The sequence below is a fragment of the Rhodococcus sp. ACS1 genome (assembly GCF_002300155.1).
In the GTDB taxonomy this organism is placed as follows: Bacteria; Actinomycetota; Actinomycetes; order Mycobacteriales; family Mycobacteriaceae; genus Rhodococcus_F; species Rhodococcus_F koreensis.
The window spans coordinates 844,508-869,315 of sequence record NZ_NSDZ01000001.1 but is presented as its reverse complement, the minus strand read 5'-3'; the positions used below and the strand labels follow the sequence as shown (position 1 = coordinate 869,315).

Here is a 24,808-nt window from a genome sequence, read left to right as displayed (position 1 = left end):
AATTGGGGCAGGTGATTTTCGCTCATACGCGCGGGTAACCTATCCGGCGAACACGGCAGGCGTATGCGCGTACGGCTATGGACAAGGAAGTCGATACTCCAGTGTCAGATCAGAATGCGGTAGAGACGAAAACGGATGTAGTGCTGGTTGGCGCGGGCATCATGAGCGCGACGCTGGGAGCGATCCTGCGTCAGGTGCAGCCCGATTGGTCGATCACCACATTCGAGCGGCTCGACGCAGTAGCCGCCGAGAGCAGCGACCCGTGGAACAACGCGGGCACCGGCCACTCCGCACTGTGTGAGCTCAATTACACCCCGCAGAACGCCGACGGCACCGTGGACATCACGAAGGCCGTCAACGTGAACGAACAGTTCCAGGTGTCGCGGCAGTTCTGGGCGCACGGCGTCGAGAGCGGTGTGCTGACGCAGCCCAAGGAGTTCATCAACCCCATCCCGCACGTGAGCTTCGTGCACGGCGAGGCCAACGCGAAGTACCTGCGGGCCCGCTACGACGCCCTCGCCGGTCACCCCCTGTTCGCGGGCATGGAGTACATCGACGCCCCCGACGAGTTCACCCGCCGGCTGCCGTTGATGGCGAAGGGCCGCGACTTCAGCGATCCGATCGCCCTCAACTGGACCCAGGACGGCACCGACGTCGACTTCGGCGCCCTCACCAAGCAGCTCCTCGGCTACGTCGGCGCGTCCGGCGGCGTCGTCCACTTCGGGCACGAGGTCACCGACCTCACCAAGCAGTCCGACGGCAGCTGGGTGGTCAAGGTCACCAACCGCCGCAACGGTGCCAAGAAGGTCGTGCGCGCCAAGTTCGTGTTCGTCGGCGCCGGCGGCGGTGCACTGCACCTGCTGCAGAAGTCCGGGATCGCGGAGGCCAAGGGATTCGGCGGGTTCCCCGTCAGCGGCGCGTTCCTGCGCTGCACGAACCCGGAGCTCATCGACCAGCACCGCGCCAAGGTCTACGGCAAGGCCGCTGTCGGCGCGCCCCCCATGTCGGTGCCGCACCTCGACACCCGCGTGATCGGCAGCAAGCCCGGACTGCTGTTCGGTCCGTACGCCGGCTGGTCGCCCAAGTTCCTCAAGCAGGGCCGGGTCACCGACCTGCCCAGCTCGGTCAAGCCGAACAACCTGCTGTCGATGCTCGGCGTCGGCGTCAGCGAACTGGGTCTCGTCAAGTACCTGATCAGTGAGCTCGCGATGTCCGAGGCCGGCCGCATCGACACCCTCCGGGAGTTCGTCCCGAAGGCGCTCGGCAAGGACTGGGAGCTGATCACCGCGGGCCAGCGCGTCCAGGTCATCCGCCGCGCCAAGGGCAAGGGCGGCGTCCTCGAATTCGGCACCGCCGTCGTCAACGCCGGCGACGGCAGCATCGCAGGCCTCCTCGGCGCGTCGCCGGGTGCGTCCACCGCGGTGCCCGCCATGCTCGACGTGCTGCAGCGCTGCTTCCCGACGCAGTACGAGTCGTGGAAGCCGAAGCTCCAGGAAATGGTGCCCTCGCTCGGCGTCAAGCTCTCCGACGACACCGGCCTGTTCTCGCAGGTGTGGGACTGGACGTCGAAGGTGCTCCAGCTCGACACCAGCAAGGTCGAGGACGCGTCGGTCGCGGTCTGACGGACCGCTCGGCCCGGGTCCACGGGCGCGCGCACTCACGGGTGCTGTGCGATAGTTGCCTGTCATGACGGCAACTGCAGCACTCAAGCGTTCGTGGGCACTCGATCTCGACAACAAGACGCTCTACGAGTTGCTCCAGCTCCGCGTAGAGGTCTTCGTCGTCGAGCAGGCGTGCCCGTACCCGGAACTCGACGGCCGGGACCTGCTGGCCGAGACGCGCCACTTCTGGTTGGAGCAGGACGGTCAGGTGGTCTGCACGCTCCGCCTCCTCGAGGAGCACGCCGACGGCAACAAGTCGTTCCGCATCGGCCGGCTGTGCACGGCGCGGCCGGCGCGCGGTCAGGGGCACACGACGCGTCTGCTGCGCGCCGCGCTCGCCGAGGTCGGTGACGCGCCGTGCCGGATCAACGCGCAGACGTACCTGGTGGACATGTACGCCAAGCACGGTTTCCGGCCGGACGGCGAAGAGTTCGTCGAGGACGGCATCCCGCACGTCCCGATGCGGCGCGGCGGCGGTGCCGCCCATGATGCCGGCGGCGGTGCCGCCCATGATGCCGGCGGCGGTGCCGCCCATGATGCCGGCGGCGGTGCCGCGGCGTCGGAGGTGGCGGAGGCGGCCCCGTCGAGCGCCGGGCAGTGAGCGCCGACTAGGGTCGTCAGGTGAATGTCCGCGGGGAAGTCCTGTTCGAATCAGGCGCGGTCCCGCCACTGTGACGGATCTCTGACCGGCTGCCACCACCCTGGTTGCCGATCCGGTCTCCCAGCCAGATTGCCGCGGCGTTCGTACCGGCCAAAGCTCTCGGCGAGGAAACCGGGACGTGAAGGGATGCAGCGTGCGTACGGATCGTGAAGTGGATCAGGTTCGACCCGACTTTTCGTGGGGATTTCCGTTCAGTGCGGTGGTCGGTCAGGACCGGTTGCGGCTGGCCCTCGTCCTCTGCGCGGTCCATCCCGGTATCGGCGGCGTCCTCGTCCGCGGTGAGAAGGGTACGGCCAAGTCGACGGTCGTTCGCGCTCTCACCGCCCTGCTGCCTGCGGTACAGGACGAGAACGGCACCCGCCCGGCGCGGCTGATCGAACTGCCGGTCGGAGCCACGGAAGACCGCGTCGTCGGTTCCCTCGATCTCGAGAAGGTGCTGCGCGACGGTGAGCGCGCGTTCCAACCCGGACTGCTGTCGGCTGCTCATCAGGGTGTGCTCTACGTCGACGAGGTCAACCTCCTGCACGACCATCTGGTCGACGTGCTCCTCGACGCCGCGGCGATGGGCCGCGTCCACGTCGAACGGGACGGCATCTCGCATTCGCACGCCGCCCGGTTCGTCATGGTCGGCACGATGAATCCGGAGGAGGGCGAGCTCCGGCCGCAGCTTCTCGACCGGTTCGGGCTGGCCGTCGACGTCGCGGCGTCGCGGGAGGTGGACGTGCGCATGGAGGTGGTCCGGCGGCGGCTGGACTTCGAGCGTGATCCCGCAGGGTTCGTCGAGCGCTACGCCGCGCAGGACGCCGCCCTCGCCGCCGCCATCCTCGAGGCCCGCGACCGGCTCGACTCCGTCGTGCTCGACGACGTCGAGTTGCGCCGAATCGCTTCTCTCTGTGCGTCGTTCGACGTGGACGGCATGCGCGCCGATCTCGTCCTCGCCCGCACCGCGACCGCGCACGCCGCATGGCGGGGCGCCGGCGCCGTCGAGGCGGAGGACGTGCGGGTGGCCGCTGAACTGACCCTGCCGCACCGTCGCCGCCGGGATCCGTTCGACGAACCCGGTCTCGACGAACAGCAACTCGACGACGCGCTCCGGCAGGCCGACGAGGACGCGCGGTCCGGTGCCGGGGAACCGCCGGAGCAGGAACCCGGATCTTCGCCCGGCGCACCGCCCGCGGCGGACGGCACGGATACCGACCCGGAGGGACCCGACGATCCCGACGGGCCCGGAGGCGGCGCACCGGCGCCGCCGGAGCGCCCGGCCGGACCGACCGGCACCCAGTTCACCACCAAACTTCTCGAGGTACCCGGGGTCGGGGAGGGCGCGCCGGGGCGGCGTTCCCGTTCCCGTTCGTCGCGCGGTCGCGCGGTGCGCTCCACCGCCGAGTCGGGGCACGGACTCCACCTGGTCGGCACGCTCTTCGCCGCAGCCGGGCAGCAGGTTGCCCGCGGCCGGACCGCCGGACGGATGATCCTCGATTCCGTCGATCTGCGCGGAGCGATCCGCGAAGGCCGCGAGGGCAATCTCGTGGTGTTCGTCGTCGACGCATCCGGGTCGATGGCGGCCCGTGACCGGTTGTCGGCCGTGACCGGCGCCGTCGTCTCGCTGCTCCGCGACGCCTACCAGCGCCGCGACAAGGTGGCGGTGATCACGGTCCGCGGTCGGGCCGCGGAACTCGTCCTGCCGCCCACCTCGTCGGTCGACATCGCCGTCCGTCGTCTGCAGGGAATGAAGACGGGTGGCAAATCGCCACTGGCAGAAGGATTTCTGCGTGCGCGCGAGGTCGTGCTGCGGGAACGGCTCCGCGACCCGCAGCGCCGCGCTCTCGTCGTCGCGCTGACCGACGGACGGGCGACCGGCGGCAAGGACGCACTGCACCGGGCGAAGGTGGCCGCGGGCCTGCTCGCGGACAGCGCGGTCGCGTCGGTGGTCGTCGACTGCGAGACCGGGATGGTCCGGCTCGGGCTTGCCGCGGAGCTGTCCCGCCGGCTGCGGGGTGGTTACGTCCGGCTCGGCGAATTGTCCGCGCAGCAGGTTGCGGGCGTCGTCCGCGCCGCGGCGTGACCCGGACGCGGATTCGGTAGGGAGAGAGAAGGCACATGCCCAAGGGTGTTCCCGAGAACGTTCCGAACGACGGCCTCACCACGCGTCAACGGCGCAACGCTCCCGTGCTCGCGGTCCACACCGGACCGGGCAAGGGGAAGTCGACGGCCGCGTTCGGCATGGCGCTGCGCGCCTGGAATCAGGGATTCGACGTCGGAGTGTTCCAGTTCGTCAAGAGCGCCAAGTGGAAGGTGGGGGAGGAAGCCGCCTTCCGTGCCCTCGGCCAACTGCACGACGACACCGGTGTCGGCGGGGCGGTGCAGTGGCACAAGATGGGCGAGGGCTGGTCGTGGACGCGTAAGCACGGCAGCGAGGAGGACCACGCCGCCGCGGCCGCTGAGGGGTGGGCTGAGATCGCGCGCCGGCTGGGCGCCGAGGAGCACCGCTTCTACGTGCTCGACGAATTCACATACCCCCTGAAGTGGGGATGGGTCGACGTCGACGAGGTGGTCGAGGTCCTGCGGAACCGGCCGGGCAACCAGCACGTGGTGATCACGGGCCGCGACGCCCCGCAGGCGCTGATCGACGCCGCGGATCTGGTGACGGAGATGACCAAGATCAAGCATCCGATGGACGCGGGCCGGAAGGGCCAGCGGGGAATCGAGTGGTGACCACCCTCGCCGCTGTGCCCGCGGTGGTCATCGCCGCCCCCGCATCGGGTAGTGGAAAGACCACCGTCGCAACCGGTTTGGTGGGGGCGCTGCGTGAGTCCGGCTACGCGGTGGCACCGTTCAAAGTCGGCCCCGACTACATCGACCCCGGGTACCACGGGCTCGCGGCCGGACGTCCGGGACGCAATCTCGACCCGGTCATGGTCGGCGCGGAGCGGATCGCCCCGCTGTACCGGCACGGGAGTTCGGGGTGCGACGTCGCGGTCGTCGAGGGTGTCATGGGCCTGTTCGACGGCAAGATCGACGCCGCGTCCCACGAGCCGTCGGCGGAGGGATCGACGGCCCAGGTGGCAGCGCTGCTCGGCGCCCCCGTGGTGCTCGTGGTGGACGCTCGCGGCCACAGTCAGAGCCTGGCCGCCGTCCTGCACGGCTTCTCGACGTACGACTCCGGGGTTCGCATCGGCGGGGTGATCCTCAACCGGGTGGGCAGCCCGCGGCACGAACAGGTGCTGCGGCAGGCGTGCGAGCGCGTCGGGCTCCCCGTGCTCGGCGCCGTGCCGCGGATGGCCGAACTGGAGGTCCCGTCCCGCCATCTCGGGCTGATCCCGGCCGCGGAGCACGGAGCCGACGCGGTGGACGCCGTCGACGCCATGACCCGATTGGCAGCCCGCCACCTCGACCTCCCCGCCATCCGCGCACTCGCGTCCTCGGCGGTCGACGGGCCGGCGTGGGACCCCGCCGACGAGGTCGGACCGATTCCGCCCGGCCCGCGCCCGACCGTGGCGATCGCCGGGGGCCGCGCGTTCACGTTCGGGTACGCCGAGCACCGCGAACTCCTGGACGCCGCCGGTGCGGACGTGATCACGTTCGACCCCCTGCACGACGCGTTGCCGACCGGCACGAGCGGCGTGGTGCTGCCCGGTGGTTTCCCCGAGGAGCACGCCGTCGCGCTCGCGGAAAACTCTGCGCTCCTGTCTCAGATACGCGCACTCGCCACATCGGGGGCACCGATCCATGCGGAGTGCGCCGGTCTGCTCTACCTCGCCCGCAGCCTCGACGGGCACGCGATGGCCTCCGTGGTCGGGGTCGACGCCTCGTTCGGGTCTCGTCTCACGCTCGGGTACCGCGAGGCGGTGGCGGTCACGGACTCCACGCTCTTCGCGGCCGGTGAGCGGGTGGTCGGCCACGAGTTCCATCGCACGTCGCTCACCGCGGCGGAGGCGGACGGCTTCGCGCCGGCCTGGGGCTGGCGGCCCTGGGACGGTGACCCTGCGCGCGAGGGATTCGTGCGCGACGGCGTGCACGCCTCGTACCTGCACACCCACCCCGCGGGCCACCCGGCGGCGATCACCCGTTTCGTGGCCGCGGCCCGCACCTTCGCCGCGCATGGGTGATCTCTGCGTCGGCGTCGGGTTCCGCGCGGCCGCGGGCAGCACGGACATCCTCGCCGCCGTCCGGCACGTGCTGACGTCCGCGGGCCCGGATTCGGACGGGACTCTGGACTGCCTGTGCACCCTCGACCGTAAGTCCGTGGACCCGGCTGTCCGGGATGCGGCGGCGGCGTTGGGTGTCCCCGTCCGCGGATTCGCGGCGGCGGAACTCGCCGCCGTCGAGGTGGCGAACCCGTCGGACCGGGTTCACTCGGCGACGGGATCGCCGAGCGTCGCGGAAGCGGCGGCCGTGCTCGGCGCGGGCGGCGGGCCCCTGATCGTGACCAAGTGGTCCGCGAATGGCGTCGTCGTCGCGGCAGCCCGTAAAGTTTCGTAGGTTCGAGACAAGACGTGCAGGATTTTCTGGAGAAACGGGGAGAGCGCGTGACTGCTGCCACCGGAGACGAGACCAACTACCTGGTCGGACTCAATTTGGCCGATCGTCGTGTGGTCGTGGTCGGTGGCGGAACAGTCGCACAGCGCAGGCTCGGGCTCCTGATCGCATCGGGTGCACGGGTCCACCTGATCAGCCGCGCGGTCACGCCGGCCGTCGAGGGAATGGCCACTGCGGGACAGATCACAGTGGAACTTCGCGAGTACCGGGACGGCGACCTCGCCGACGCCTGGTACGCCATCGCGTGCACGGACGAACCGGACACCAACGCGGCGATCGTCGCGGAGGCCGAGCGGAACCGTGTCTTCTGCGTCCGCGCCGACAACGCCCGCTACGGCACCGCCGTCACTCCGGCGAGCGCGAGCTACGACGGGATGAGCATCGGCGTGCTGGCCGGCGGCGACCACCGTCGGTCCGCCGCCGTGCGCACTGCCCTCGTCGAGGGCCTGCAATCGGGTGCGGTCGCCGACACCGCCGACCATCCGGCAGCCGGTGTCGCGCTGGTGGGCGGCGGTCCGGGCGACCCCGACCTCATCACCGTGCGCGGCCGTCGACTGCTGGCCCGGGCCGACGTGGTGGTCGCCGACCGCCTCGCCCCGCCCGAACTGCTCGCCGAACTGGGCTCGGACGTCGAGGTCATCGACGCCGCGAAGATTCCGTACGGCCGCGCGATGGCGCAGGAGGCGATCAACGCCGCCCTCATCGACGGCGCGAAGGCCGGCAAGTTCGTGGTGCGGCTCAAGGGCGGCGACCCGTACGTGTTCGGGCGCGGCTACGAGGAACTGGAGGCGTGCGCCGCGGCGGGTGTGCCCGTCACGGTCGTCCCCGGGATCACCAGCGCCATCTCGGTGCCGTCGGCCGCCGGCATCCCGGTCACCCACCGGGGCGTCACCCACGAGTTCGTCGTCGTCAGCGGTCACGTCGCCCCCGACCACCCGGATTCCCTCGTCGACTGGTCGGCGCTGGCCCGGTTGAAGGGCACGATCGTGTTGCTGATGGCCGTCGAACGCATCGAGGCGTTCGCGACCGTCCTGATGGACGGCGGGCGTCCCGTGGACACCCCGGTCACGGTGATCCAGGAGGGCACGCTGCGGACGCAGCGCACCCTGCGGGCCGATCTCCAGACCGTGGCCGCGCGGGTCAAGGAAGAGCAGATCCGTCCCCCCGCCATCGTGGTCATCGGGCCCGTGGCCGGGTTTTCTGTGGACGCTGGGTAACGTGAACCCCCGTGTCTGAATCCCGAGTACCCGAAGGCGCGCCGGCGTCGAACCAGTCTGCGGCGAGAGCCACGGTGAATCCGCCCGCCGCCACCCGCGTGATGGGGCTGGCGATTGTCGTGCTGAGCGGGCTGCAGATGATGGTGGTCCTCGACGGCACCGTCGCGAATCTGGCGCTCGCGCCGCTGCAGGCCGACCTGGGTCTGAGCGACAGCGGCCGCAACTGGGTGCTGACGTCGTACGCGCTTGCGTTCGGTGGCCTCATGCTGCTGGGCGGACGGCTCGGTGACGCGTTCGGCCGGAAGAAGATGTTCGTCGGCGGTGTCGCCCTGTTCACGATCGCCTCGCTGCTGTGCGGTCTGGCGGTGGGCGAGTTCATGCTGATCGCGGCCCGGTTCCTGCAGGGCGTCGGCGCCGCGGTGGCCTCGCCGACGGCACTGGCCCTGGTGGCGACCACATTCGCGGCCGGACCCGCACGCAACCAGGCCATCGCGATCTTCGCGGCCATGACGGGCATCGGGTCGATCGCGGGCCTGATCATCGGCGGCGCGCTCACCGAGGTGTCGTGGCGCCTGATCTTCCTCATCAACGTGCCCATCGGCGTCGTCATCGTGGGGTGCGCGTTCGTGGCGCTGAAGGAGACGGCGGGCGAGCGCCTGGCCCTCGACGTTCCCGGCGCGGTCCTCGCGACGGTCGCGGCGACGGGCGTGGTGTTCGCGCTCACCGAGGGCCCGGAACTCGGCTGGGGGAGTCCGTACGTGATCGGTGCGCTCGTCGCCGGGCTGCTGCTGTTCGGCGCGTTCCTGTACGTCGAACGGACCGCCGACAACCCGCTGCTGCCGTTCTCGCTGTTCCACGACAAGAACCGGGTGGCGACGCTCGTCGCGATCTTCTTCGCCGGTGCCGTCATGTTCACGGTCGCCGCGTTCGTGGCGTTGTTCGTCCAGGACATCCTCGGCTACAGCCCGCTGGAGGCGGGCCTCGCGTTCATCCCGTTCGCGTTCGGCCTCGGCAGCGCGGCCGCGGTGGCGTCCAAGCTCGCCGTGCGGATCCAGCCGCGGTGGCTCGTGGTCGCCGGCGCCACGATCATGGTGGTCGGGCTGCTCTACGGGTCGACCCTCGACAGTTCCGCCACCTATCTGGCCAACCTGTTCGTACCGGTCATCGGCATCGGGTTCGGCGTCGGACTCGCCGTGGTCCCGCTCCCGCTGTGCGCCATCGCCGGGGTGTCGGAAACCGAGATCGGGCCGCTCGCCGCCATCGCGCAGGTGGCGCAGACCCTGGGCGGCCCCCTAGCCCTCGCCGTCATCGGGGCGATGGCCACGTCGCGCACCCTCTCGCTCGGCGGCATCTCCGGCAAGGTCGCGGACATGAATCCGGCGCAACTCGAGGCACTGGGCAACGGCTACACCTTCGCCCTCGTCGGCAGCGCCGGCTGCGCCCTCATCGCGGGATTCGCCGCGCTGTTCATCCGCTTCACCCCGCAACAGGTCGCGCAGGCGCAGGCCGCCGAGAAGGCCGCGCAGCAGGCGTGAGCGTTTCGGCCCGGTGGCCGGAGACCGTCGCTAGCATCCGGTCATGGACTACAAAATCGAGCTGATCATTCTGCCGGTGTCCGATGTGGACCGGGCCAAGGCGTTCTACGCCGACCAGGTCGGCTTCGTCGTCGACCACGATCACCGCGTGGATGAGAATGTGCGGTTCGTCCAGCTCACTCCGCCCGGGTCGGCCTGCTCGATCGCCGTCGGCGAGGGCCTGGTCGACACCCCGCCCGGCTCGGTGCACGGGTTGCAGATCGTCATCGACGACGCCGATGCCGCTCACGCGGAACTGTCCGCCCGCGGTGTGCCCGTCAGCGAGGTGCAGGATCTGGCATGGGGGCGCTTCGTGTATTTCGCCGATCCCGACGGCAACCAGTGGGCGCTGCAGCAGCTTCCGCAACGCGGCTGACTCCGGCGGCAGGTAGCAGAAATCCGCCCGCCCGCGCACGCCGGGCGGAGCATGATGGTCCTGTGCTCACGCCCACCCGCACGTCCGTCATGGGGGCAGTCGCAGTAGGCATGCTGCTGGCTGCCTGGGTGGCCGGGGTTCCGGCCACCGCCGCGCCCGCCGCACCGGACTCACGCGTCGGTCCGCTGTTCCTGGCCGGGACGCCGATCCACGTCTGCACCGGATCGGTCCTGGACAGCACGGACGGCGACCTCGTGCTCACCGCCGCGCACTGCATCGCAGGGTCCGGCGGTGCCCTGTCGTTCGCGCCCGGATACGACCGCGGCGTGGCCCCGTTCGGACTGTGGACGGTGTCCCAGATCTACGTCGACCCCGCCTGGCTGGAGTCGCAGGACCCCCAGCACGACTATGCCGTCCTCCGGGTGGCGCCGAGCGGAACCACCGTGCCCGCCTCCGTCGAATCGGTGGTCGGTGGCGGCTTCGAACTGGCGCCCGCCCCGGCAGCCGAGACCACCGTGGCGGTCACCGGCTACCCGACGCTGGGCGACAGTCCGGTGTCGTGCACAGCCGCGACCACGTCGACGGACAGCTATCCGACGGTGGTCTGCGACGGTCTCGGCGACGGAACGAGTGGTGGCCCGTGGGTGGCGGGTTCGCGGGTCGTCGCCCTCGTCGGGGGCCTCGACCACGGCGGGTGCACCGACTCGGTGTCCTACTCGCCGGCCTTCGGCGCCGCCACACTCGACCTGTTGCAGCGCGCGGAGAGCCGCGGCGCGGGCGACTCGACACCGTTCGCACTGCCCGGTACCTGCACCCGATCCTGACGGAGCCTGAGGTCAGCGGGGTGCCGGCCGGTACCGGCGCACGGGCCTGCCCGCACCCCCGTACTCCAGCCGGACCTCCAGCAGTCCCTCGGACAGGTAGTGCTCGAGGTAGCGGCGGACACTGACCCGGGACAGTCCGGCGAGTTCGGCGCACTCGGTCGACGACAGCTCGCCCTTCGACCGCAGGATGTCGAGCACCAGGCGGCCGGTTTCGGCGCTGAGCCCCTTCGGTAGCCGGCTCGGGTCCGGATTCTTGCCCTTGCCCCCGAACAGGGAGTCGATCAGGGATTGGTCTGCGCCGGACTGTGATTCGAGCGCGCGGGCGCGGCGCCGGAAGTTCTCGAGTTTCTCCTGCAGCTGCGTGTAGTCGAACGGCTTGACCAGATAGTCGGAGGCGCCGCCGTGCAGTGCGCGGCTGACGGTGTCGATTTCCCGGGCGGCGGTGATCATGATGACCCCCACGGCGTTGCCCTCGGCGCGCAGTCGCTGCAGGACGTCGAGGCCGGACATGTCCGGCAGGTACACGTCCAGGAGCACGAGGTCGGGGTTGCCGGTGCGCACCGATTCGAGGGCGTCCGCCGCGGTCCGCGCCACCCCGACGGTGGTGAACCCCGGTGTCTTGTCGACGAATCGGCGGTGGATCTCCGCGACCATGAAGTCGTCGTCGACGACCAGGACCTCATACATCGCCGCGCCGTCCCGTCATGATCGGAGAGTCTAGCTACGCGGCACGTGGACGGTGAACAAGGCACCACCGGTGCCGGGTGCGTCCGAGACGGCCGCGGACCCGCCGTGCTGGGAGCTGACGAGACGGACCAGGGCGAGCCCGATTCCGCGGCCGCCGGGCGTGCCGGGCTTCGAGGTGACCCCGCGGGAGAAGATCTCCTCCCGCATCGTCTCGGGAACTCCGGGGCCGGAATCGGCGACCTCGATGAGAATGCCGTCGTCGTCGGTGATCCGGATCGAGATCCGCGCGTCCCGGCCGCCCTCGGAGACGTCGACGGCGTTGTCGATGAGGTTGCCGAGCACGGTGATCACGTCGGTGGCGAGTTCGGGGTCGAGGGCGTGCAGGTGCGAGTCCGGTTCCAGCGTCAGCGACACCCCGGTCTCGGCGGCGAGCGACGTCTTCGCGATCAGCAGCGCGGCCACGGCGGGATCCGAGATGCGTTGCGTGACAGCATCACTGATCTCCGCCCGACGGCGGGTGAGGGTGCCGACGAACTCGGTGACCGCGTCGTAGTCGCCGAGCTGTGTCAGCCCCGAGATCGTGTGCAGCTGGTTGGCGAACTCGTGCGTCTGCGCCCGCAGGGTGTCGGTGACACTCTTGTGCGAAGACAGCTGGCTCTGCATCGACGCCAGTTCGGTGCTGTCGCGCATCGTGGTGACGGTGCCGATCTCGTGGCCCTGGCTGGTCGCGGCGCGGCGGCTCAAGGCGAGCATCCGCGACGACGTCGACAGCACCACGTCGCGGCCGTCCTCCCCGGTGAGGAGGTACTGCCGGACGGCCGGGTCGAGCGCGATGTCGTCGACGTGCCTGCCGACGGCGTCGCCGGTGAGGTCGAGCAGTTCCTGGGCGCTGTCGTTGAGCACGGTGATCACCCCGTCGGGGTTCACCGCGACCACCCCCTCGCGGATGCTGTGCAGCAGGGCCTCGCGATGGTCGGCGAGACTTGCGATCTCGGCGATTTCGAGTCCGCGGGTGTGGGTCTTGATCCGGCGGGACAGCAGCCACGAGCCGAGAAGCCCCAGACCGGCGCCGATTCCGAGATACAGGAGCAGGCGCGCCCCCGCGCTGCTGAGCAGGTCCCATATGGACGGGTAGTCGTCGCTGACGGAGACGACCGCGAGGACGTCCCCGGTCGCGGACAGGATCGGGACGTGCCCGACGATGGCGCGGCGCCCGTCGACGTCCACGTCGCCCGACCAGGCGCGTCCGGTCATCACGTCGCTGGCCCCGAGTTCCGCGGGAACCCCGAGCCGGGTCGGATCCGACGACACGGTGACCGCCCCGTTCGGCGCGACGATCTCGGCGAGCGTGGCGCCCGACAGGTTGACGGCGCGATCGACCTCCGGTGCCAGCACCCGCTCGACCGAGCGGTCCGACAGCTGGTCGCGCACCACCGGCGTCGACGCCACGTTCTCGGCCACCGCGATCATGCGCTGTCCCTGGAGGTCGCGGAACTCCACGGTCGACTGGTGGACCGACACCGCGGCCACCGCGAGCAGCACGACGGCGACGACGACGAGCTGGAGGAGCAGGACCTGGCCCGCGAGGCTACGAACGCGGGGATGAAGTGGTGACCACAATGAACTTAAGTTCCGTTTCGTTCGCATAGGTGACGTGCATCACGCCGGAGGTTCAGTATTGCGGAAGATCACATTCATGGCGAAATGGGGAACGATGTCGAGAACAGGTAGCGGGAGCAGGGTACGCGCGCTGCTCCTGCTCGCGCTCGTGGGCCTCCTCGTGGCCGGCTGCGGGGTCACCCGCGGCGAGGACGAGGGCCTGCACAGGGTGCGGATGATGGTTCCGAACAGTCCGGGCGGCGGCTACGACCTCACGGCGCGGACCGCGGTGAAGATCATGGAAGACGAGGACATCACCGGCCGCGTCGAGGTCTTCAACGTGATCGGCGCAGGTGGAACGGTGGCGATGGCCCGGCTGATGAACGAGGCCGGCAACGACGACCTCATGATGATGATGGGCCTCGGCGTCGTCGGCGCCGGATACACCAACGGCTCCACCGCACGCGTCTCCGACGCCACCGCCCTGGCCAAGATGGTCGAGGAGCAGGAGGGCATTCTCGTGCCCGCGGATTCGCCACTGCAGACCATCGACGACTTCGTGGCGGCCTGGCGTGCGGACCCGGCGTCGATCACCATCGGCGGCGGTTCCTCGCCCGGCGGCCCCGACCACCTGTTCCCGATGGAGACCGCACGCGCGGTGGGAGTGGACCCGAACGCGGTGAACTACGTGTCCTACGACGGCGGAGGCGACCTGCTGACTGCCCTTCTCGGTAAGAAGATCACCGCGGGCACGTCGGGCCTCGGCGAGTACGTGGACCAGATCGAGGCCGGCCAGGTCCGGGTCCTCGCGGTGTCGGGAAACGAGCGGGTCGAAGGTGTCGACGCGCCGACGCTCACCGAGGCCGGAGTGGACCTGACCTTCACCAACTGGCGGGGCGTCCTGGCGCCGCCCGGGCTGTCCGACGGCGCCAAGGCCGACATGGTCGAGGCGCTTCAGAAGTTGCACGACACACCGGAATGGAAGGAGGCCCTGGTGAAGAACGGTTGGAGTGACGCCTTCATGACGGGACCGGAGTTCGAGCAGTTCCTCCGGGACCAGGACGAGCGGGTCTCGTCCACGCTGGCCGAATTGGGGCTGGCATGACCGCGCCCGCAGAACCGTCCGCCGTCTCCGCGGACACGGCGCCGAAGCGGAGGGACTACGCGCAGTTCGTCGTGTGCGCGGTGCTGGCCGTGATCGGGGTGTTCCTCGTCGTCGACGCGCTGTCGCTCAGCGAGGGCTTCGCGAAGGTGGACCCGGTGGGCCCGCGACTGTTCCCGCTCGTCATCGGTGGGGGACTGCTGGTGTTGTCGGTGGTATTCGCCGTCGCGATCCTGCGTGGCTCCACCGGGGATGCGGACAGCGGAGAGGACGTCGATCCGGACTCTCCGGGCGACTGGAAGACAGTCGGTCTGCTCGTCGGGTTGTTCGTGGTGACCATCGCGCTCGTCGACTTCCTTGGCTGGGCGATCATCGGCACCGTCCTGTTCGCCGGGGCCGCAACAATTCTGGGCAGCAGGCACTGGGTGCGCAACATCGCGATCGGGGCCGTACTCGGATTCGGCAGCTTCTACGCGTTCTACGTCGGGCTCGGAATACCGCTGCCCGCAGGCATTCTGGACGGAATTCTCTGACATGGACAATCTGAACTGGCTGCTGCAGGGGTTCGAGCAGGCGGCCACCCCCATGAACCTGCTCTACGCCTGCATCGGCGTCCTGCTCGGCACGGCGGTCGGTGTGCTCCCGGGCATCGGACCGGCCATGACCGTCGCCCTCCTGCTTCCCGTCACCTACAACGTCAGCCCGAGCGCCGCGTTCATCATGTTCGCCGGCATCTACTACGGCGGCATGTACGGCGGGTCGACGACGTCGATCCTGCTGAACACGCCGGGCGAGTCCTCCTCGGTGATCACGGCGATCGAGGGCAACAAGATGGCGAGAGCAGGCAGGGCCGCGCAGGCCCTGGCGACCGCCGCGATCGGGTCGTTCGTCGCCGGGTCCATCGGCACGATGCTCCTGGTGCTCTTCGCGCCTGCCGTCTCGAGTTTCGCGGTCACCCTCGGTGCGCCGTCCTACCTCGCGATCATGCTGCTCGCTCTCGTCGCCGTCACCGCGGTCCTCGGAACCTCCAAGCTCCGCGGCTGCATCTCCCTGCTCCTGGGTCTCGCGATCGGGTTGGTCGGCATCGACTTCCTCACCGGCCAGCCGCGTGCCACGTTCGGCATCCCGCAGCTGTCGGACGGGATCGACATCGTCGTCGTCGCGGTCGCCGTGTTCGCGCTCGGCGAGGCCCTCTGGGTCGCCGCGCACCTCCGTCGCAAACCGGCCGAGGTCATCCCCGTCGGCAGGCCCTGGATGGGCAAGAGCGACTGGAAGCGTTCCTGGAAGCCGTGGCTGCGGGGCACCGCCTACGGGTTCCCGTTCGGTGCGCTGCCCGCGGGCGGCGCCGAACTGCCCACGTTCCTCTCCTACATCACCGAGAAGAAGCTGTCGAAGCACAAGGACGAATTCGGCAAGGGCGCCATCGAGGGTGTCGCAGGCCCCGAGGCCGCCAACAACGCGTCGGCGGCAGGCACGCTCGTGCCGATGCTCTCCCTGGGTCTGCCGACCAACGCCACGGCCGCGGTCATGCTGACGGCCTTCGTGTCGTACGGAATCCAGCCGGGCCCGACCCTGTTCGAGAAGGAACCGCTGCTGATCTGGACACTGATCGCCAGTCTGTTCATCGGCAATTTCCTGCTGCTGGTGCTCAACCTTCCGCTCGCGCCGCTGTGGGCGAAGCTGCTTCGCACCCCGCGCCCCTACCTGTACGCGGGCATCCTGTTCTTCGCCGCCCTGGGCGCGTTCGCCGTCAACCTCCAATGGCTCGACCTGGCGCTGCTGCTGACGTTCGGGTTGCTGGGTCTGATGATGCGGAGGTTCGGGCTGCCGGTGCTGCCGTTGATCATCGGCGTCATCCTCGGGCCGCGCATCGAACGGCAACTGCGGCAGAGCCTGCAACTCGGCGGCGGCGACTGGGGCAGCCTGTTCACCGAGCCCGTCGCGATCATCGTCTACATCGTGATCGCCGTGCTCCTCATCGCACCCCTCGTCGCCAAGGTCGTCCGCGCGCACTACCCCGTTGCGGCCCCCGATTTCCCCGACGGACCGGCCGGCGGCGACTCCACCGACACAAGAGAGAAGGCACACGCATGATCGTCGTCGGATACACCCCCGACCAGTTCGGAGGGGCGGCCCTCGAACACGGCGTCGCGGAGGCGCAGCTGCGCGGAACGTCGCTGCTCGTGATCAACTCGTCGAAGGGCGACTCCCTCGCCGATCAGTCGTTCGCCGACAACGCACACCTGCAGGAACTCGAAGGCAAACTGGCCGCGAGCGGAATCGACCACGAGGTCCGGCAGATCGTCGGGGACGAAACCGTCGACGTGATCCTCGAGGCGATGACGGCGCCGAACGCGGAACTGCTCGTGATCGGCATCCGCGACCGCACCCCCGTCGGGAAGCTGCTGATGGGAAGCACCGCCCAGCGGCTGCTGCTGTCCTGCCGCAAACCGGTCCTCGCCGTCAAGCCCGCCGAGCGCTGACGCACCCGTGAGTACTTGTTAACCGCCCGCGGTTAACAAGTACTCACGGGTGGCGGTCAGTCGGTGAGGATGATCAGCTCGCGGTCTGACGCCACCTCGACGCGCAGTCCGGCCTTCGACGCCACCCGCGCCACCCCGCGAACGTCCTGGGGTTCGGCACGGGACACGGTGAGCGCACGGGCCAGCAGACCCTTGTGGTGTTTGTTGAAATGGCTGACGACGGTGCGGGTGCCGTCCGGCTTCTCCGTGAGAACCGTGGCGATCACCGCCTCGGGGATCGGACCGAGCTGCTGGTACGTCCCCGAGCGCAGGTCGACGACGAGACCGTCCGCCTCGGCCGTGATCGCCCGGGACAGCTCCGGCTTCCACAACGCGCGGAGGGTGCTCAGCCCGGGCAGCTTCGACCCGCCCGACAGCCGGTAGGCGGGGATCAGGTCACCGGCGCGCACCGCGCCGAACAGTGCGGACCCCATCGCGAGCCGCGACAGCGCCTTGGACTTCTGCGCCCTGGTGAACGACTTCGCGTCGAGCGCGTCGAACAGCACACCCGTGTAGCGCTCGAGTGCGGGCCGGGTGGGGGAGACCCACAGTTTGGCGTTGCGCTCGATCTCGTCGGCCTGCGTGGGGCCGAGGCCGAGCGCGAGCTGCGACGCCTCCCCGTCCGCGGCGAGCGTCACCAGCGCCTGGACCAGCATTTCACGGGTTTCGGTGAGCTGCGGCATGGACAGCTCGGCCAGGTCGAGGGGCGCGTCGGCGCCGCCGTCGGACTTGGTTTCGGAGGGAGGAAGTAGCACCAGCACGCACGAAACCCTACCGACGCGCCCGGCCTCGTCCCAGCCGACTATTCTGGTATCCCGTGATTACCCGCCTGTCCCACCTGTTCCTCCGCACGCTGCGCGACGACCCCGCCGACGCCGAGGTCGCCAGCCACAAGCTGCTGGTCCGCGCCGGTTACGTGCGTCGAATCGCGCCCGGTGTCTACTCGTGGCTGCCGCTGGGTCTGCGCGTGCTGCGCGAGGTCGAGCGGGTGGTGCGGGAAGAGATGAACGGCATCGGTGCGCAGGAGATCTCCCTGCCCGCGCTGCTGCCGCGGGAACCGTACGAGGCGTCCAACCGCTGGACCGAGTACGGCGACGGACTGTTCCGCCTGAAGGACCGCAAGGGCGGCGACTACCTGCTCGGACCCACCCACGAGGAACTGTTCGCGCTCACCGTCAAGGGCGAGTACAACTCGTACAAGGATTTCCCGGTCACCCTGTACCAGGTGCAGACCAAGTACCGCGACGAGGAGCGCCCGCGGGCCGGCATTCTGCGCGGCCGCGAGTTCGTCATGAAGGATTCGTACTCCTTCGACCTCACCGACGAGGGGCTCACCGAGTCGTATCAGGCGCACCGCGACGCGTACGAGCGGATCTTCGCCCGGCTCGGCGTCAAGTACGTGATCGTGTCGGCGACGTCCGGGGCGATGGGCGGCAGCGCGTCGGAGGAGTTCCTCGCCGAGAGCGAGATCGGTGAGGACACGTACGTCCGCTGCCTGGAGTCCGGCTACGCCGCCAACGTGGAGGCCGTCAAGACGCTCGCTCCCGAGCCGATTCCGTTCGACGGACTGCCCGCCGCGAAGGTGTACGACACGCCGGACACTCCCACGATCGCGACGCTCGTCGCGTGGGCGAACGACGCCGACCTGGGCCGGACCGTCACTGCCGCGGACACGCTGAAGAACCTCCTCGTCAAGACCCGGCAGCCCGGCGGGAAGTGGGAACTGCTCGCCATCGGTGTCCCCGGCGACCGCGAGGTCGACGACAAGCGTCTCGGCGCCTCGCTCGAGCCCGCGGAGTTCGCACTGCTCACCGAGGCGGACTTCGAGGCCAACCCGTTCCTGGTGAAGGGGTACGTCGGACCGAAGGCGCTGCAGGCCAACGGTGTCCGGTACCTCGTCGATCCCCGCATCGTCGACGGCACCAGCTGGATCACCGGTGCCGACGAGAAGGGCAAGCACGTGGTCGGGCTCGTCGCGGGCCGCGATTTCGTCCCGGACGGCACCATCGAGGCCGCCGAGGTCCGCGGAGGCGACCCGTCACCCGACGGCGCCGGTGAACTCGTCGCGGCGCGGGGCATCGAGATCGGTCACGTCTTCCAGCTGGGTCGCAAGTACACCGACGTGTTCTCCGTGGACGTGCTCGGCGAGAACGGCAAGCCTGTCCGGCCCACCATGGGGTCCTACGGCGTCGGCGTCTCCCGTCTCGTCGCCGTGATCGCGGAACAGCACCACGACGAGAAGGGCCTGCGCTGGCCGGCCGAGGTGTCGCCCGCCGACGTGCACGTGGTGATCGCCAACAAGGACGACACCGCCCGGGAAGGCGCCGAGGGACTCGCCGCCGACCTCGACAAGGCCGGTCTCGAGGTCATCCTCGACGATCGCAAGGCGTCGCCGGGCGTGAAGTTCAAGGACTCCGAACTGCTCGGTGTCCCGCTGGTCGTGGTCGTCGGCCGCGGCTGGGGCGAGGGCAAGGTGGAGGTGCGGGACCGCTTCACCGGCGAGAGCCGCGAGGTGGCCGCCGAGTCCGCGCTGAGCGAGATCGTCAAGACCGTCAGGGGCTGATCAAACCGCCCCACGCCTTTCGTCCGGACTGTTAGCTTGGCCTGACACGTCCGGACGAAAGGCCTGCTGTGACGAACTCCCTGCTGTTCGATCCGAACTCCTACGATCCCGAGCATTTCGATCCGGAGACGCGCAGACTGCTGCGGGCGCTGATCGAGTGGTTCGAGTCGCGGGGCAAGAAGCGGCTCCTCGAGGATGATCTCGAGGCGGTCTGGCCCGAGGACTTCCTGGAGTTCGTGAAACGGGAGAAGCTGTTCGCCACGTTCCTCACGCCTGCCGAGTCGGCGGGCGGCGATCCGGGTAAACGCTGGGATGCCGCACGCAACGCCGCGCTCAGTGAGATCTTCGGGTTCTACGGGCTGGCGTACTGGTACGCGTGGCAGGTGACGGTTCTGGGTCTCGGCCCCATCTGGATGAGCGGGAACCGGGCGGCGAAGGATCGCGCTGCGAGGCTCCTCGACGATGGCGGGGTGCTGGCGTTCGGTCTGTCGGAGCGGGAACACGGTGCGGACGTCTACTCGACGGATATGCTGCTGACTCCCGCCGAGGGTGACCCGGATCTCGCGTTCACCGCGAGCGGAGACAAGTACTACATCGGCAACGGCAACGTCGCGGGCATGGTGTCGGTGTTCGGCAGGCGCACCGATGTCGAGGGCAGCGACGGCTACGTCTTCTTCGTCGCGGACAGCCGCCACCCGGCGTACCACCTGCAGGGCAACGTGGTGCACGGCCAGATGTATGTCAGCACGTTCCGGCTCGAGGACTACCCGGTGCGGGAAGAGGACATCCTGCACACCGGGGTCGCCGCGTTCGAGGCCGCGCTGAACACGGTCAACGTCGGCAAGTTCAACCTGTGCACGGGTTCCATCGGTATCTCCGAGCACGCGTTCTACGAGTCGATCACCCACGCGCACAACAGGATTCTGTACGGAAACCCCGTCACCGATTTCCCGCACGTGCGCGGCAACTTCGTCGACGCGTACAGCAGGCTGGTCGCGATGAAGTTGTTCAGCGCCCGCTCCGTCGACTACTTCCGCAGCGCCAGTCTCGACGACCGCCGGTACCTGCTGTTCAACCCGATGACGAAGGCGAAGGTCACCTCCGAGGGGGAGAAGGTGATCGCGCTCCTGCACGACGTGATCGCGGCGAAGGGCTACGAGAAGAACACCTACTTCCGGGAGGCCGCCCAGCTGATCGGCACCCTGCCGAAGCTCGAGGGCACGGTGCACGTCAACGTCGGTCTGATCCTGAAGTTCATGCCGAACTACCTGCTCAACCCCGCGGAGTACCCGGAGATCGGCACCAGGATCGACGCCGCCGACGACGCCTTCTTCTGGGCCCAGGGACCGACCCGAGGTGCGGGCAAGATCCAGTTCCACGACTGGACGACGGTGTACGAGGCGCATTCGGACGTCCCCAACGTGGCGCGGTTCCACGAGCAGGCGACGGCGCTGCGGGAACTGCTCACCACCGCCCCGCCCGACGCCGACCAGCAGAAGGACCTCGACTTCCTGCTCGACCTTGGGCACCTGTTCTCGCTCGTGGTCTACGGGCACCTGATTCTCGAGCAGGCCGGCATCGCCGGCATCGACCGCGACTTGATCGACCAGATCTTCGACTTCCAGATTCGCGACTTCTCCGGTTATGCCGTTGCGCTGCACGGTAAATCGTCCGCCACCGAGGCTCAGCAGGAGTGGGCGCTCGGCGCGATCCGCCGGCCCGTCGTGGACGCGGAACGATTCTCGCGGGTGTGGGCGCAGGTGGAAGGGTACGACGGGGCGTACGAAATGCGGCCGTAGGCACGGCTCCACGGGGTGGGGCGGCGTCATCCCTCGGGGTGCCGCTTGCGCCCCCTGGGGTATCTGTCCGGGTGGGCGCTCTCAGCGCATTCTTATGTGGCAAGCAAAACCCCACCCCCACAGAAAGATCCACACATGGCACACACCTTCAAGCGCACCCTTTCCGCTCTCGCGATCGCGGGCTTCGCCCTCACGGCCGGAGCGGGAATCGCCTCCGCCGATCCGGGTGGTAACGGCGGCACGGCACCGGGCGGCACTTCGCAGGGTGGCAACGGCGGCACTTCTCAGGGCGGTGCCGGCGGCAACGGCGGCAACGGCTCCGGTGGAAACGTCGTGCTGGGCGGTCCGGTCATCGGCAGCCCGGGTACCACGACCGGTCCCCAGAACGCCGGCAACGGTGGCAACGGAGGAAACGGCGGGAACGCCGGGGATGCCAATGGAGGCAATGCCGGGGATGCGAACGGTGGCTCCGCGAACGGAGGCGCGGGCGCCGGTGACACGACCACGACGGACAACACCCAGAACTGCGGGTTCGTCTTCTGCTTCTGACCGAGTCGTGATCGCTCGATCTCGCTGAACACCCGAGGGGTCGACACCGCCAGGTGCCGGCCCCTCGGCGCCATGCCATACCGACTACTCCCGCCCCCTGCCACGCACTGCGAAAGGTTCTTTCCCATGTCGACTTCCTTCGGCTTCTCCACTGTCCTCACACGCACGGGTGCCGCCGTCGCGGCCGCGTTCTTCGTCCTCGCGGCGGGCGCGGGCATCGCGTCGGCGGCACCGGACGCCCCCTCCGACGATCCCTCCGTGAGCACCCTTGCTCCCGGACCGAACGCGCAGGGCGGCAACGTCGACATCGGCGGCCCCCATGTCGGGCCGATCGCGGTGGACGGGATCAAGGCCGGGCCCGGCGGAACGAGCGTCGGCGGCCACGACTTCGGCGGACAAGGCGGCGCGGGCCTTCCCTGGGGGTGACGGGTTCCCCACCCCGGGGTGCCTGGTGGTGCCCGTCCGGACACCGCATCCTGAATCGGCAGCAGAGAACACCCCTCCAGTCGCGAGCGACCCGGACCGGTTGCTTCGTCGCGGTGAGGACCCCGGAATCGGAACTCACGAGGGGAAGAGTCCGGGGTTCTTCCGCGCCGGCACTCGTTGCCGGATGCCCCCTCGCCGAGGGGGATCTCCGGCATGCCCGTGTCCACCCACCCCAGGGGTGGAATGCGCGACACCTCCGGGTGCGGTGGCCACCACTGGGGGTCCTGGTTGGTGCCGACGGTGCGCGGCAGAGTAGGGGACAAGCAAGAACGTAACGCTTCACCAGCCGCGAGCGAAGAAACCGAGGAGGCCATCATGACGAACACCCCGGTTGCACATGAGCACGAAGGTCGTCGCCTCACGGTCAGGACCGACGACGGGGTCCCGCTCGCTGTTCGCGAGTTCGGTTCGCCCGACGCGGCCACCACGGTGGTGTTCGTCCACGGTCACTGCCTGCGCACCGAATCCTGGTGGGCACTGCGCGAACAGCTGGTCCGCTTCTGGCGCAACGATGTTCGCATGGTCTTCTACGATCACCGGGGGCACGGTGAGTCGGGGGAGGCGCCGGCCGCCACCTACACGATCGATCAGCTCGGCCGCGACCTCGGTTCCGTCCTCGACGCCGTCGCACCGCACGGTCCGGTCGTCCTCGTCGGGCACTCGATGGGCGGGATGACGGCGCTGTCCTACACGCGGCAGAACCCGCACACCATCGGTTCGCGGGTCGTGGGCATGGCCCTGATCTCCACCGCGGCGTGCGATCTCGCCGAGGCCGGTCTCGGTCGGCACCTGCGGAGCCCGGCAGTGTCGCTGTTCCGCACCGCGGTGCGACGGGTACCGCGGGTCGTGCACGGATCGAAGCGGGTGGGTCGCACCGTCTGCACGGCGATCGCCCGCGCGGCAGGCGCCCGCAACCGGGTCGTCGACCCTCGCCTGGCCGCACTGGTCGCGGCGATGGCCAACACCACGTCCGTCGTCACCATGTCGAGCTTCCTCGAATCCCTGCTCGGGTTCGACGAGCGGCACTCCCTCGCCGCGCTAGCTCACATCCCGTCGCTGATCCTGTGCGGTTCGGTGGACATGCTCACCCCGCTCCAGCATTCGGTCGCGATGGCCTCGAAGCTCCCCGCTTCGGAGCTCGTGAGCGTCGACGGGGCCGGTCACTCGGTGATCCTCGAACGTGCGGCCGACGTCGCGCTCGCCATCATCGGCCTCGTCGAGCGGATCGCCCACGGTGAGACGGCCGCGCACCGCGAGCTGATGGCCGCGTGCTGATCAGAGATCGCGCTCGTTGATGATGCCGCTGCGCATGGCCCGCTCGGCCAGGCTGACCCGCTTTTGATTCTGCGGGAGATCGCCGACGCCGAACTTCGCGAACAATGCGCGCAGATGTGTCTTGATCGCGTCGACGCTGAGGAACAACTCCTGCGCGATCTGCTGGTTCGACGCGGGATTCGCAAACGCGGCGCCGTGCTTGTACGGCCGGCACAGCGCCGTGAGGACCGCCCGCTGGGTGTCGGTCAGGGACCGGACGTCGGGCATGTCGGTCCCCATCCGGGTGGCCTCGTCGAGAGCGCCGCCGAATTCCAGGTACCGGATCTTGGTTCCGCCGATGCGGATGCTGTCGCCCTGCCGGAGCCGGCGCCTGCCCGCGAGTCGCTCGCCGTTGACGAACGTGCCGTTACGGGAGAGTCCGTCGTCGAGGATGGTCCAGTGCGAGCCGACGCATTCGAGCACGGCGTGGAGTCGCGAGACCTCGTCGTCCTCCGTGAGGAGTAGATCGGAGCCGGGCGACCGTCCGATCGTGACGCGCGCGGAAGTGGGGGAGAGGTCCACGGTGTGGTGGTGACCCTCCCTGTCGGAATAGCTCAGTCGAGACTCAACGGCTCGGTCCACGGCTACACCCCTTCCGCACGCTTCCATCGTGCCCCGCCGTGTGTCCGATGAGCAAGATCAAGAGCGGAAATCGCCGATCACGGATCAGTTCTCGGAGCTTGCGGCGTCCAGGGTGTTGCCGAATGCGCACACGGCGAGTTCCTCGAGCGCCGGATCCTGCCCGGCATGTTCGGGTACCTGCATGGCGAGCAGGGTGTTGAGCAGCATTCCGTTGGCGATGAAGGTGCGGGCCCGTTCGGGGCTGCAGCCGGTGCGTGTGCGGATCTGTGTGTAGAGCCGGGACATCCAGTCGCGCGCCAGTGCGCCGATCTCCGGGTTCGCGCCGGACGTGAAGCCGTGCATCATCACGAGCAGGAGGTCGCGGTCCTCGAGCAATTCGGTGTACGCGACGCCCATCGGGAGCCACGATTCGTCGTTCTCGGGGTCGGCGGCGACACCGTCGAACCAGGGTTCGAAGGTCTCGAGAATCCGGGACATCGCGCGGTCGAAGACATCGGCGAACAGCCGCGATTTCGAACCGAACATGCGCACCACGTACGGCTGCGACACCCCGGCCTCGCGTGCGACGGCGTCGGTGCTGGTGCCGTGATAGCCGTCCCTGGCGAACGCGCGGGAGGCGGCGGCCAGTACGAGTTCACGCCGTTCCGTCGCGCTCATGCGGGTCTGTTTCACGGGCGAGGCCATGTTGACATGTTATCAGTTGATTACTAGTCTCCGAAATAAGTAATCATCTGATGCTTACAACTTCTGGTT

General features: G+C 69.2%; 24 protein-coding genes. 19 read left to right on the top strand and 5 right to left on the bottom strand.

All coding sequences use genetic code 11. From position 1 onward, the window contains the following. Positions 1-77 precede the first annotated feature (77 nt). The 10 genes from mqo (at position 78) to CJ179_RS04090 (ending at position 10,852) form a co-directional block, all read left to right on the top strand. Positions 78-1,622, top strand: coding sequence for a malate dehydrogenase (quinone) (gene mqo / locus CJ179_RS04135; protein ID WP_072937847.1), 1,545 nt, complete (start codon positions 78-80; stop codon positions 1,620-1,622). 64 nt (positions 1,623-1,686) lie between these two features. Further along, complete coding sequence (locus CJ179_RS04130; RefSeq protein ID WP_072937848.1) at positions 1,687-2,262, top strand: GNAT family N-acetyltransferase; 576 nt, start codon at positions 1,687-1,689, stop codon at positions 2,260-2,262. 211 nt (positions 2,263-2,473) lie between these two features. After that, on the top strand, positions 2,474-4,387 hold the full coding sequence (locus CJ179_RS04125) for a magnesium chelatase subunit D family protein (RefSeq protein WP_095860751.1): 1,914 nt from the start codon (positions 2,474-2,476) through the stop codon (positions 4,385-4,387). Between the two features lie 35 nt (positions 4,388-4,422). Further along, positions 4,423-5,037 carry a cob(I)yrinic acid a,c-diamide adenosyltransferase gene (cobO, locus tag CJ179_RS04120; protein WP_072937850.1) on the top strand — a complete coding sequence of 205 codons (615 nt, stop codon included), beginning with the start codon at positions 4,423-4,425 and terminating at the stop codon, positions 5,035-5,037. After that, positions 5,031-6,431 carry a cobyrinate a,c-diamide synthase gene (locus tag CJ179_RS04115; RefSeq protein ID WP_072937851.1) on the top strand — a complete coding sequence of 467 codons (1,401 nt, stop codon included), beginning with the start codon at positions 5,031-5,033 and terminating at the stop codon, positions 6,429-6,431. Before cobO ends, CJ179_RS04115 begins: the two co-directional genes overlap by 7 nt. Continuing rightward, a complete protein-coding gene (locus CJ179_RS04110) occupies positions 6,424-6,804 on the top strand; it encodes a cobalamin biosynthesis protein (protein ID WP_095860750.1) in 381 nt (126 codons plus the stop codon). The genes CJ179_RS04115 and CJ179_RS04110 overlap by 8 nt, the downstream gene beginning before the upstream one ends. A gap of 47 nt (positions 6,805-6,851) precedes the next feature. Then, complete coding sequence (gene cobA / locus CJ179_RS04105; RefSeq protein WP_072937984.1) at positions 6,852-8,078, top strand: uroporphyrinogen-III C-methyltransferase; 1,227 nt, start codon at positions 6,852-6,854, stop codon at positions 8,076-8,078. A 101-nt stretch (positions 8,079-8,179) separates the two neighbouring features. Next, entirely contained in the window at positions 8,180-9,613 is a 1,434-nt protein-coding gene (locus tag CJ179_RS04100) for an MFS transporter (RefSeq protein WP_072937986.1), read from the top strand. A gap of 43 nt (positions 9,614-9,656) precedes the next feature. Beyond that, a complete protein-coding gene (locus CJ179_RS04095; RefSeq protein ID WP_072937853.1) occupies positions 9,657-10,028 on the top strand; it encodes a glyoxalase superfamily protein in 372 nt (123 codons plus the stop codon). 62 nt (positions 10,029-10,090) lie between these two features. After that, positions 10,091-10,852, top strand: a complete 762-nt coding sequence (locus CJ179_RS04090; RefSeq protein ID WP_095860749.1) for a serine protease — start codon at positions 10,091-10,093, stop codon at positions 10,850-10,852. Between the two features lie 12 nt (positions 10,853-10,864). Here CJ179_RS04090 and CJ179_RS04085 read toward each other — a convergent pair whose 3' ends face one another. Next, positions 10,865-11,539: a response regulator gene (locus CJ179_RS04085; RefSeq protein ID WP_072937855.1), complete on the bottom strand. Its 675-nt coding sequence runs from the start codon at positions 11,537-11,539 to the stop codon at positions 10,865-10,867. 30 nt (positions 11,540-11,569) lie between these two features. Beyond that, positions 11,570-13,186: an ATP-binding protein gene (locus CJ179_RS04080; RefSeq protein ID WP_095860748.1), complete on the bottom strand. Its 1,617-nt coding sequence runs from the start codon at positions 13,184-13,186 to the stop codon at positions 11,570-11,572. 67 nt (positions 13,187-13,253) lie between these two features. Here CJ179_RS04080 and CJ179_RS04075 point away from each other — a divergent pair, with 67 nt between their 5' ends. From CJ179_RS04075 to CJ179_RS04060, 4 genes are read left to right on the top strand one after another with little or no spacing between them, the layout of a single operon-like run. Beyond that, complete coding sequence (locus CJ179_RS04075) at positions 13,254-14,243, top strand: tripartite tricarboxylate transporter substrate binding protein (protein WP_072937987.1); 990 nt, start codon at positions 13,254-13,256, stop codon at positions 14,241-14,243. Further along, the gene (locus CJ179_RS04070) at positions 14,240-14,773 is read left to right on the top strand and encodes a tripartite tricarboxylate transporter TctB family protein (protein ID WP_072937857.1); all 534 of its coding nucleotides are present in this window, start codon (positions 14,240-14,242) and stop codon (positions 14,771-14,773) included. The genes CJ179_RS04075 and CJ179_RS04070 overlap by 4 nt, the downstream gene beginning before the upstream one ends. 1 nt (position 14,774) lies before the next feature. Then, entirely contained in the window at positions 14,775-16,334 is a 1,560-nt protein-coding gene (locus CJ179_RS04065) for a tripartite tricarboxylate transporter permease (protein ID WP_072937858.1), read from the top strand. Next, complete coding sequence (locus CJ179_RS04060; protein ID WP_072937859.1) at positions 16,331-16,723, top strand: universal stress protein; 393 nt, start codon at positions 16,331-16,333, stop codon at positions 16,721-16,723. The genes CJ179_RS04065 and CJ179_RS04060 overlap by 4 nt, the downstream gene beginning before the upstream one ends. A gap of 56 nt (positions 16,724-16,779) precedes the next feature. Here CJ179_RS04060 and yaaA read toward each other — a convergent pair whose 3' ends face one another. Then, positions 16,780-17,523 carry a peroxide stress protein YaaA gene (gene yaaA, locus CJ179_RS04055; protein ID WP_095860747.1) on the bottom strand — a complete coding sequence of 248 codons (744 nt, stop codon included), beginning with the start codon at positions 17,521-17,523 and terminating at the stop codon, positions 16,780-16,782. 56 nt (positions 17,524-17,579) lie between these two features. Here yaaA and CJ179_RS04050 point away from each other — a divergent pair, with 56 nt between their 5' ends. From CJ179_RS04050 to CJ179_RS04030, 5 genes are all read left to right on the top strand, one after another. Continuing rightward, positions 17,580-19,325 (top strand): proline--tRNA ligase, encoded by a 1,746-nt coding sequence (locus CJ179_RS04050; protein WP_095860746.1) that lies wholly within the window; start codon positions 17,580-17,582, stop codon positions 19,323-19,325. A gap of 68 nt (positions 19,326-19,393) precedes the next feature. Then, complete coding sequence (locus CJ179_RS04045) at positions 19,394-21,124, top strand: acyl-CoA dehydrogenase family protein (protein WP_095860745.1); 1,731 nt, start codon at positions 19,394-19,396, stop codon at positions 21,122-21,124. 135 nt (positions 21,125-21,259) lie between these two features. After that, complete coding sequence (locus tag CJ179_RS04040; protein WP_174705457.1) at positions 21,260-21,673, top strand: hypothetical protein; 414 nt, start codon at positions 21,260-21,262, stop codon at positions 21,671-21,673. Positions 21,674-21,799: 126 nt separating this feature from the next. Beyond that, positions 21,800-22,099 carry a hypothetical protein gene (locus tag CJ179_RS04035; protein WP_072937864.1) on the top strand — a complete coding sequence of 100 codons (300 nt, stop codon included), beginning with the start codon at positions 21,800-21,802 and terminating at the stop codon, positions 22,097-22,099. 375 nt (positions 22,100-22,474) lie between these two features. After that, positions 22,475-23,434, top strand: a complete 960-nt coding sequence (locus CJ179_RS04030; protein ID WP_095860744.1) for an alpha/beta fold hydrolase — start codon at positions 22,475-22,477, stop codon at positions 23,432-23,434. Here the strand turns inward: CJ179_RS04030 and CJ179_RS04025 are convergent, their stop codons facing one another. After that, positions 23,435-24,082, bottom strand: coding sequence for an FHA domain-containing protein (locus tag CJ179_RS04025; protein WP_072937866.1), 648 nt, complete (start codon positions 24,080-24,082; stop codon positions 23,435-23,437). A gap of 57 nt (positions 24,083-24,139) precedes the next feature. Continuing rightward, complete coding sequence (locus CJ179_RS04020; RefSeq protein ID WP_072937867.1) at positions 24,140-24,739, bottom strand: TetR/AcrR family transcriptional regulator; 600 nt, start codon at positions 24,737-24,739, stop codon at positions 24,140-24,142. Between the last annotated feature and the right edge of the window lie 69 nt (positions 24,740-24,808).